The following is a 9,513-nucleotide window of genomic DNA, read 5'->3' on the forward strand; positions in this document are numbered from 1 at the left end:
TCGGATCTCGCCGAGTTCGGCGTGTAACGCCGGGCCGTGTGCCGAGATATCACCGGTGCGATGACCAGCAGGGCATCGTGAGGTACACCGACCCCGAGGTGCTCCGTGCCCGATCCCGAAGATCACGACGATCCCGATGAACGGCGGCGCGCCGAGTCGGCCGCGACCCAGCACATCTCGATCACCACCTCCAACGGCAGCGTGAACTTCTCGCACGGCAGCACCGGTGCGAACCAGTCGGCCTCGAATGGTGCGCACGATCCGAAGTCCCCTCGGCGCGGCCGGTGGACGCTGATCGGCACCTGGGTCGCGGCGGTCGCCACCGTTGTCGGTGTGGTGGTCGCGGTGGTCCTCGCGGCCCCCTGGAAGCCCGAACCCGAGGCGGGCATCCCGCACAGTACGGCCCCCGTGCCGAGTGCGGAGCCGATCACGCCCACCGCGGCGGTCACGACGACCCGCGCCTCGGTCACCTCGACCACTCCGGCCGGTGAACGCTGGTACAACCTCGTCGAGTACCGGTCGGTGGTGTGGAACAACGGCTTCGACACCGTCGATCCGGTACAGATCGGAACCGAGAGCTTTCCCGGCAGCATTGTCGGCTACTACCCGTCGAGCCTGAGTGATGCGATGAACAAGGCCATCTGGGTGTTGGGCGGCAACTGTTCCAAACTGTCGGTATGGATCGGCAAGGACGCGGCGTCGCCCTATTCGGCCGGTGCCGGGCGATTCGTGGTGCGCGGTGACGATGCGGATCTGTTCACCGGGGAGAAGGGCATGAGCGATCCGGCCGAGGAGGTGTCGGTGGATCTCACCGGCGTGGTCCGGCTGACCCTGCTCGACACGCGGCGTTCCCAGGACGCGAAGAACGCCTGGGGGACGCCGCGGGTCTACTGCTCGGCGCCGCCGGGGAAGAAACGCTGACGCGGTTCGGCGGGTCCGGTGATGGTCACAGCGGGGCGACCAGGCCGCCGGTCAGGGTGCGGTAGGCGTAGGTGACGGCGATGGCCGATACCGGGCCGGCGACCAGTAGGCCCAGGCCGCAGAGGAGGGCGCCGATGGTGGTCATGACGGCGACGACCAGGGCCAGGAGCACGGTGGGGACCGGGTTGCGGATGACCAGTTGGGCGCTGGACTTGATCGCCTCGATGGGGCTCATGTCCTCGTCGATGACGAAGTTCAGGGCGAACATGCACAGCACGCCGACGATGACCGCGGGGAAAACACAGGCCAGGGAGGCGATGAAGCAGCCCACGAGGACGATCAGGGCGGTGAGCAGGACGTTGCCCGCATTGACGAAGCCGAAGAAGGAGGGGAAATCGGTTGGGGTGCCGTCGGTTTCGTAGAGTGCGCCGCGGATCATGGCGGCCTGGAGCAGCCAGACCATGAGCGAGGCGATGGCGAAGACCAGCAGCACCACCGACAGCGATTGCACGTCGGCGATATTCACCAGCAGCACGACCACCAGGTAGGCGATCAGCCCGACCATCACGATGCCGAGCCACGGAACGGGATTGAGGCGGAACCGATCCCAGCCGTAGGCGATGGCGCGGCCGACGTCGAGCTTCTCGCCGGTGGCGTGGTGCGGTCCGCCCGGCTGGGCGGAACCGACGGAACCCGGGGCACCCGGCGGCGGACCCGACGGGGTCGCGCCGGGCGGCATCGCGCCCGACTGTGCGGCGGCACCCGGTTGGGTCGGGGCACCGTAGGTCTGGCCCGCCCCGTACTGCTGGCCCGGGGTCTGGCCCGCCCCGTAAGGCTGCCCCGCGGGTTGGCCCGTGCCGTACGGCTGCTCCGGGCCGGGCTGGGGCGCAGCGCCGTAGGGCTGTCCGGTGCCGGGCTGGGACGGAGCGCCGTAGGGCTGCCCCGCGCCAGGTTGGGACGGAGCGCCGTAGGGCTGTCCGGTGCCGGGTTGCGGTGGCTGTCCCTGCGACGCGCCCGACTGCGGGGGTTGGCCGTAGCCGGGTGGCGGCGGCATACCGGGACCGCTCGAACTGCCCTGCGACGGCATGGGTGGCGGCGGCTCCACGGGCTCGCTGCCGTACTGCGCCGCGCCCGGCCCCTCGAACTGGGGGTAGCCGCGCGGGCCCGGCATTTCGTGGCGGCCGTGCTCGGGACCGTTGCCCGCACCCGCCGAATGCGGTGTCGGCTCGGTGTTTTGATGGTGGCCGGAACGGGTGGGTTGCCGCTCATCGCCCTTCTGTGAGGGCGTTTCGTCCGATTCGCTCGGTGTGTCGGGCGGTGTGCCGGTCATCGTCACGGACCTTTCACATTTACCGGTTTACGGTGTGGCGCACAGCAGTTGAAGATGAGACAACCGGACCGTAATGGTTGTGTCAAGCAACCAGCGCCGTGTGGGCAAACCCTTGACGCGGACACGCCGAACGACGCGCGAAAGGTTGCGCAACCGCTCGCTGAAAGTGACCTGGAGCGAGTAACTTGGGACGCGATGACCGCACTATTGGCCGAACGCGCCGCCGAAGTCGTGTCCGCGGCACAACAGTTGCTCACAAAGCGAATGGGTGCTCCGGTAAAGCTGAGTGATCCTATGGAACTCAGCGGTAGTGGTAGGACGACAGTCCTACGCGTGCGTGTTGCGGAGAACGCATTTTCACTTCCGCGAACCCTGATTATCAAGCAGGTTCGCGGTGCCGCGCAGGAGCGACGCACCGGAGGTATGGCCCCCGGTGTCGCCAGTATCGACTCGGCATTCCTTCGGGAGGCGGTGTCGTACCAGTTCACCACCGCACTCGGACGCGACCACCGGCCCGGGGCGTACCTACTCGGCTACAGCCTGCCCGACCGCCTGCTCATCCTGAGCGACCTCGGGGAGAACTCTCCGCTCACCGCGGTGCTCCAGGCCGGGCAGGAGCCCGCCGGGCGCAATGCCCTCATGGCATTCGCGCAGGCGCTGGGCCGCATGCACGCCGCGACCGTGGGCCGCGAGGCCGATTTCGTCGCCCTGCTACGCCGCGTCGACGTGGTGCACCGTGTCGACGGCATCGCCCAGCAGGCCGAATCCGCCGTCGCCGAGGTGCCGCTCATGCTGCAGCGCGAACTCGGCATCGACGTGCCGGGTGAGATCGCCGAGCGCATCGTGCGCGGTAACCGGCTGTTCTCCGCGGGCCGCTACCGCGCGTTCAGCCCCTCCGACCTGTGCCCGGACAATGTGATCCTCAACGAGGAGGGCGCACGGTTCCTCGACTACGAGTGGGGCGGCTTCCGCGACGCCACCCTCGATATCGCCTACGCCCTGGTCTCCTTCCCCGGCTGCCTGTGCGATGTCGAACTGTCCCGCGAACGCGCGCGTCAGATGGTGGAGGCGTGGCGCTCCGAGGTGGTGGCGGTCTGGCCCTCGCTCGCCGACGACGAGGTGCTGGCCGAGCGCATTCTCGAGGCCCGGCTCATCTGGGTGTGGCTGTCGACCTACTGGTTCCTGCCCGCCGACCACACCCGCATCGCGGCCGCGCGCGAACACGGACTCTCGATACCGCGCTCCGCCGCCCTGATCAACCGCTGGGCCGCCCTGGCCGAGGACGCCCGCTGCATCGGCGACGACACCCTCGGCGACTTCGCCGAGCATGTGTCGGCGACCCTCGAGGAGCACTGGGAGGAGTAGGGCGTTCGGATCGCCCGCCGCCCGGCGGGCTCCGCCCAGCTCGTCCCCGCTGCGTGCGGCGGGCGGGCCGCACCGGCGTCAGTCGAGCAGCGGCGCGCTGCGCGGCTCCACCCGACCGCCCCGGCGGACGGCGAACGAAGCACCGTGGCGCACACCGGTATTCGGGTCGGCCACATCACCGACGTAGAACCAGTCCATCTGCGCCTGCTCGGCGTCCACATGCAGCACGCCGTATCCGTGTGAATCCACCTCGACGTAGCGCAGGTGCCGGTTCACCGATTGCAGCGCGCCCTCGGCGGCCACCGAGACGGTGCGCGGCGGGGTCCGCATGATGTCGCCGACACTCTGCGAGGTCACCGACGGCACGACGAATTCCGCGCCCGCCGTGGGGCTCGCCGGGTAGGTGGCCGCGTCCAGCGGCAGGTCGGCGGCCCAGGAGGAATGGATATCGCCGGTCAGGAAGACCACATCGCCGACCTGGTTGTCGGTGATGGCGGTGAGCAGGCGCTTGCGGTCGGCGGTGTAGCCGTCCCACTGGTCCAGGTTGGCGGGAATGCCGCCCTCCGGAATGCCGATCAGCTGGGTGAGCGCGGCGGTGGTGGCCGGATCCAGCGGCGGGAAGACCAGCGGCGCGATCATGACCGGATTGCCGACCAGCTTCCAGGTCACCGGCGCGGACACCAAACCGTTGGTGACCCAATCCATTTGGGCCGGGCCGGTGATACTGCGGTCGGGAGCGTCCACCTGTCGCCAGCCGGGGCCCGCCTGCACCTGCTGGGTGCGGTAGCTGCGCAGATCCAGCATGGACAGTTCGGCCAGCGTGCCGAATCGCAGCCGCCGGTAGAGGCGGCCGTCGGCGCCCGCGCGCACCGGCATCCATTCCAGATACGCCTGGAGCGCGGCCGCCCGCCGCTGCTGCCAGTCGCCCTCCGCACCCGGCGTGTGGTTCTCCGCGCCACCCGCCCACGCGTCGTTGGCGGTCTCGTGGTCGTCCCAGATGCAGATGAACGGCAATGTGGCGTGCAGGTTCGTCAGATCGGGATCGGTCTTGTACTGGGCGTGGCGAATGCGATAGTCGGCCAGCGAGACGATCTCGTGCGCGGGTTCGTGTCGCCGCGCGGAGCCGAGTCGGCCACCGTATTCGCCCGCCTCGTACTCGTAGAGATAGTCGCCGAGATGGACGACGGCGTCCAGATCGGTGCGGACGGTCAGATGCCGGTAGGCGCTGAAGAAGCCGGCCTCCCAGTTGGCGCAGGAGACGACGCCGAAGCGCAGCCGGTCGGGGGCGTCGCCGGTGGCGGGGGCGGTGCGGGTGCGGCCGATCGGCGAGGTCTGATCCAGGGCGGTGAAGCGGTAGCGGTAGTCGCGACCCGCGGCCAGGCCCGAGACGTCCACCTTCACGGTGTGATCGGAATCGGCGGTGGCCGTGTGGGTTCCGGAGGCGACGACGGTGCCGAACCCCTCGTCGGTGGCCACCTCCCAGCGGACCCGCACCGGCTCGCCCACGCCGGAGCCGGGCGTGGCCGCGGCCGACGGGGTGACGCGGGTCCACAGGATCACCCGATCCGGCAGCGGGTCCCCGGAGGCCAGACCGTGCTGGAACACCGGATGCTCGGCGCGGGCCGTGGCCCTGGTGAGCAGGGTGGCCGCGACCGCCGCGGTGCTGCCGGTGAGTACGGTGCGTCGGTCGAGCCGGGCGGAGTTGATCGCGGGGAGAGGCACGGCAACGATCACACCCGATCGGTATGCCCGAGGCAAACTTGGACACGTGAACAGTCGGTGAAGGAGTGCGGACCTGCGCGTCCGGTTGTGTCGGGGCGGCTCGGTAGGGTTTCGCCTGTGAGTGAAGGGCTGTTCGACGCGCCAGGGGCCGAGCCGGTGTCCGACCAGTACACGTCGTCCTCGCCCACCGCCGACCGCTTCGCGCCCCTGGCCGTGCGCATGCGTCCGCGGAGCCTGGACGAAGTGGTCGGGCAGCGGCATCTGCTCGGCGCGGGCTCACCGCTGCGCCGGCTGATCGAGGGTTCCGGTGCGGCCTCGGTCCTGCTGTTCGGCCCGCCCGGCACCGGCAAGACCACCCTCGCCTCGCTCATCTCGCAGGCCACCGGGCGGCGCTTCGAGGCGCTGTCCGCGCTGTCGGCGGGGGTCAAGGAGGTACGCGCGGTCATCGACGTGGCGCGGCGGCGGCTGCTGCACGGCGAGCAGACCGTGCTGTTCATCGACGAGGTGCACCGGTTCTCCAAGACCCAGCAGGACGCCCTGCTCGCCGCCGTCGAGAACCGCATCGTGCTGCTGGTCGGCGCGACCACCGAGAATCCGTCGTTCTCCGTGGTGTCACCGCTGCTGTCGCGCTCGCTGGTGCTGCAACTGCAATCCCTCACCGCCGACGAGGTGCGCGAGGTGCTGCGCCGGGCGGCCGCCGACCTGCGCGGTCTGGCGGGGGAGTACACCGTCACCGACGCGGCGCTCGACCACATCGTGCGCATCGCGGGCGGCGACGCGCGGCGCGCGCTCACCGCCCTGGAAGCCTCCGCCGAATCCTCGCTGGACGGCACCGTCGACGTGGACCTGGTGGAGGCCAGCGTCGACAAGGCCGCCGTCCGCTACGACCGCGCCGGTGACCAGCACTACGACGTGATCAGCGCCTTCATCAAATCCCTGCGCGGCTCCGACGTGGACGCGGCCCTGCACTACCTGGCCCGGATGATCACCGCGGGCGAGGATCCGCGATTCATCGCCCGCCGCTTGATGATCCAGGCCAGCGAGGAGGTCGGCATGGCCGACCCCACCGCGCTGCAGACCGCCGTGGCCGCCGCCCAGGTCGTCCAACTCGTCGGCATGCCGGAAGCGCAACTCGCGCTCACCCAGGCCACCATCCACATCGCCACCGCCCCCAAATCCGGCGGCGTGGTCAAGGCCATCGGCAAGGCCATGTCCGACATCTCCGCGGGCAAGGCGGGCGCGGTGCCCCCGCACCTGCGCGACGGCCACTACTCCGGAGCCAAGGCTCTCGGAAACGCCCAAGGCTACAAGTACCCCCACGACCATCCCGACGGCGTCCTCACCCAGCAGTACCCACCCGACGAACTGATCGGCGTCGATTACTACGAACCCACCGACCACGGCTACGAACGCGAGATCGGCCCCCGCGTCACCAAACTCCGCCGCATCGTCCGCGGCAGGTGACCGAGTCGCGTGTCCAGCGTGTCGCCGTGGCGAGCCGTTGTGAAAGACTGTCTTCGCAGCACACTGGGGCATACGGTGGCCGTGTCGACAATCCGATGCGGCCGACGGAATGGAGGGTTTCGGTGACCGCCATGGCTGACCGACCGCAGATGCTCGTCGAGGATTTCGAAGAACTTGCGCGACTCGCCCAGCAAGCGGGTGAGGGGATCAGGCTCGAATTCATCTACGGCAAGCTGGGGGTCAAGCCGGTGCCCGACGGCGATCATGTCGAGATAGTCCAGTGGCTGATGGAACACGTCTTCCGGCAGCGGCCCGATCTGTCGATCTATCCGGGAAACGAGTTGAAGGTCGAGGCGTATCGAGGAGGCCGGGCAATTCCCGACGCGGTCATCGCGCCGAAGCGTTCGTTCGCAGGTCAACCGCTCTGGAAGAATCCGGATCCAGTTCTGTTGGCTGCGGAGGTAACGTCATTTGATTCGGATACCGACCGTCGTGACCGCGTGCAGAAGCCGCGTGCCTACGCGGAAACGGGAATCCCGGTGTACCTCTTGATCGACCGTGACGCTGCGGAAGTCGTGGTGTACAGCCGACCGGTCCGGTCGGTGTACTCCTCGATCATTCGTCTCCCGTTCGGTGAGCGAGTCGAACTGCCGGAGCCGATCGGAATCACGCTGGATACCGAGCCGTTGAAGGATTTCGTCCGCTGAGGCGATGCGTGTCCGATGCCCGTACACGGAGCGTGGGTAGGCATCGGCGGCATCGCTGGCGCATGTGTTACGGCGTGATCAGCCCGTTCTCGATCGCGATCTTCTCGATGTCCTGCGGGGTGCCCGCCATGATGGTGCGCACGTGCGTCGTGATGAGTTCGACCGGCCAGTTCCACCACGCCGCGCGGAGCAGGCGGGCGACGTCCTCGTCGGGGTAGCGCTGTTTGACCGGTTGGGCCGGGTTGCCGCCGACGATGGTGTAGGGCGGGACGTCGGTGGTGACGACCGCGCCGGTGGCGATGACGGCACCGTCGCCGATGTGGACGCCGGGCATGATCAGCGTGTTGTAGCCGAACCAGACGTCGTTGCCGACGACGGTGTCGCCCTTACTGGGGATGGACGTGATGATGTCCATGGTCTCCTCGGCCCAGGTGCCGCCGAAGATGGTGAAGGGGAAGGTGGATACGCCCTGGGTGGGGTGGTTGGCCCCGGCCATGATGAAACGGGTGCCGGTGGCGATCGCGCAGAATTTGCCGATCACCAGTTTCTCCGGGCCGAAGGCGTAGAGCACATTGCGGTTCTCGAAGTCGGTGGCCGCGTCCGGATCATCGAAGTAGGTGTAGTCGCCGACCTCGATCTTGTCGGATTCGACGTGCGGCTTCAGGAAGACGGTCCGGTCGGTATGCGGCAGTGGAAAGGGCGCTGATGGGTCCGGGATCACAGTCACCCCGGCGATGGTAGCCATCCGGCGGTGGTCGCCGAAAACCCGCTGGACCGGCAACGGTAGGCTGGATAGTTGTGCAGACCCACGAGATTCGACGGCGCTTCCTGGAGCATTTCGTTCGTGCCGGACACGCCGAGGTACCCAGTGCCTCGCTGGTCCTGCCCGACCCCAACCTGCTGTTCGTCAACGCGGGCATGGTCCAGTTCAAGCCGTATTTCCTGGGCCAGGAGGCACCGCCGTACACCCGGGCGACCAGCGTGCAGAAGTGTGTGCGCACCGGTGACATCGAAGAGGTGGGCGTCACCACCCGGCACAACACGTTCTTCCAGATGGCCGGAAACTTCTCCTTCGGCGACTACTTCAAGGAGGGGGCCATCACCCTCGCCTGGGAGCTGATCACCAAGTCCCAGGAAGAAGGTGGCTTCGGCTTCGACCCCGAGCGCATCTGGGTCACCGCCTACGAATCCGATCCGGAGGCGGCCGAGATCTGGCACCGCGTCGCGGGCATCCCCACCGAGCGCATCCAGTTCCGCGACGGCAAGGACAACTACTGGGATATGGGCGTGCCCGGTCCCGGCGGCCCCTGCTCGGAGATCTACTACGACCGCGGTCCGGAATACGGTGCGGAAGGCGGCCCGGTCGCCGACGAGGACCGCTACCTCGAGATCTGGAACCTGGTGTTCATGCAGGACATCCGTGGTGAGCAGAGCCCCAAGCAGGGCTTCCCTCCGGTCGGGTCGCTGCCCAAGAAGAACATCGACACCGGTATGGGCGTCGAGCGCGTCGCCATGCTGCTGCAGGGCGTGGAGAACGTCTACGAGACCGACCTGCTGCGCCCCATCATCGACAAGGCCGAGCAGCTGACCGGCCGCTCCTACGGCGTGGAGCACGCCGACGATGTGCGCTTCCGTGTGATCGCCGACCACGTGCGCAGCTCCGCCATGCTCATCGCCGACGGGGTGAACCCGGGCAATGACGGTCGTGGCTACGTGCTGCGCCGCCTGCTGCGCCGCATCGTGCGCTCGGCCCGCCTGCTCGGTGCGGAGAAGCCGGTGATGGCCGAATTCATGAAGGTCGTCAGCGATCTCATGGCGCCGTCGTATCCGGAGCTGTCCACCGACTACAAGCGCATCGAGACGGTGGCCGTCGGCGAGGAGACCGCCTTCCTCAAGACGCTGACCACCGGCTCCAAGCTGTTCGACGAGACCGTCGAGCAGGTGAAGGCCCAGGGCGGCCGGAAGATCGCCGGTTCGGACGCCTTCACCCTGCACGACACCTAC

General features: G+C 68.4%; 8 protein-coding genes. 5 read left to right on the top strand and 3 right to left on the bottom strand.

The annotated features are described in order from the left end of the window. The first annotated feature begins 105 nt into the window (after positions 1-105). A complete protein-coding gene (locus QK444_RS25425; RefSeq protein ID WP_282784399.1) occupies positions 106-921 on the top strand; it encodes an NPCBM/NEW2 domain-containing protein in 816 nt (271 codons plus the stop codon). 25 nt (positions 922-946) lie between these two features. Here the strand turns inward: QK444_RS25425 and QK444_RS25430 are convergent, their stop codons facing one another. Further along, the gene (locus QK444_RS25430; RefSeq protein ID WP_282784401.1) at positions 947-2,251 is read right to left on the bottom strand and encodes a hypothetical protein; all 1,305 of its coding nucleotides are present in this window, start codon (positions 2,249-2,251) and stop codon (positions 947-949) included. Between the two features lie 195 nt (positions 2,252-2,446). On the opposite strand from QK444_RS25430, the gene QK444_RS25435 reads away from it, so the two are divergent. Further along, positions 2,447-3,616: a kinase gene (locus QK444_RS25435; protein WP_029924359.1), complete on the top strand. Its 1,170-nt coding sequence runs from the start codon at positions 2,447-2,449 to the stop codon at positions 3,614-3,616. Positions 3,617-3,694: 78 nt separating this feature from the next. Here the strand turns inward: QK444_RS25435 and QK444_RS25440 are convergent, their stop codons facing one another. Next, on the bottom strand, positions 3,695-5,338 hold the full coding sequence (locus tag QK444_RS25440) for an alkaline phosphatase D family protein (protein ID WP_282784403.1): 1,644 nt from the start codon (positions 5,336-5,338) through the stop codon (positions 3,695-3,697). A 156-nt stretch (positions 5,339-5,494) separates the two neighbouring features. Here QK444_RS25440 and QK444_RS25445 point away from each other — a divergent pair, with 156 nt between their 5' ends. Together QK444_RS25445 and QK444_RS25450 are read left to right on the top strand one after the other, a co-directional pair. After that, positions 5,495-6,802: a replication-associated recombination protein A gene (locus tag QK444_RS25445; protein WP_282784409.1), complete on the top strand. Its 1,308-nt coding sequence runs from the start codon at positions 5,495-5,497 to the stop codon at positions 6,800-6,802. 131 nt (positions 6,803-6,933) lie between these two features. After that, positions 6,934-7,509: a Uma2 family endonuclease gene (locus tag QK444_RS25450; protein WP_282784411.1), complete on the top strand. Its 576-nt coding sequence runs from the start codon at positions 6,934-6,936 to the stop codon at positions 7,507-7,509. 67 nt (positions 7,510-7,576) lie between these two features. Here QK444_RS25450 and QK444_RS25455 read toward each other — a convergent pair whose 3' ends face one another. Next, entirely contained in the window at positions 7,577-8,236 is a 660-nt protein-coding gene (locus QK444_RS25455) for a CatB-related O-acetyltransferase (RefSeq protein ID WP_282784405.1), read from the bottom strand. 71 nt (positions 8,237-8,307) lie between these two features. Between QK444_RS25455 and QK444_RS25460 the strand changes: the two genes are divergently transcribed. Further along, on the top strand, positions 8,308-9,513 hold a 1,206-nt coding region (locus tag QK444_RS25460), incomplete at its 3' end, for an alanine--tRNA ligase-related protein (RefSeq protein WP_282784407.1).

The organism is Nocardia sp. CC201C, assembly GCF_030010695.1.
Lineage (GTDB): Bacteria > Actinomycetota > Actinomycetes > Mycobacteriales > Mycobacteriaceae > Nocardia > Nocardia otitidiscaviarum.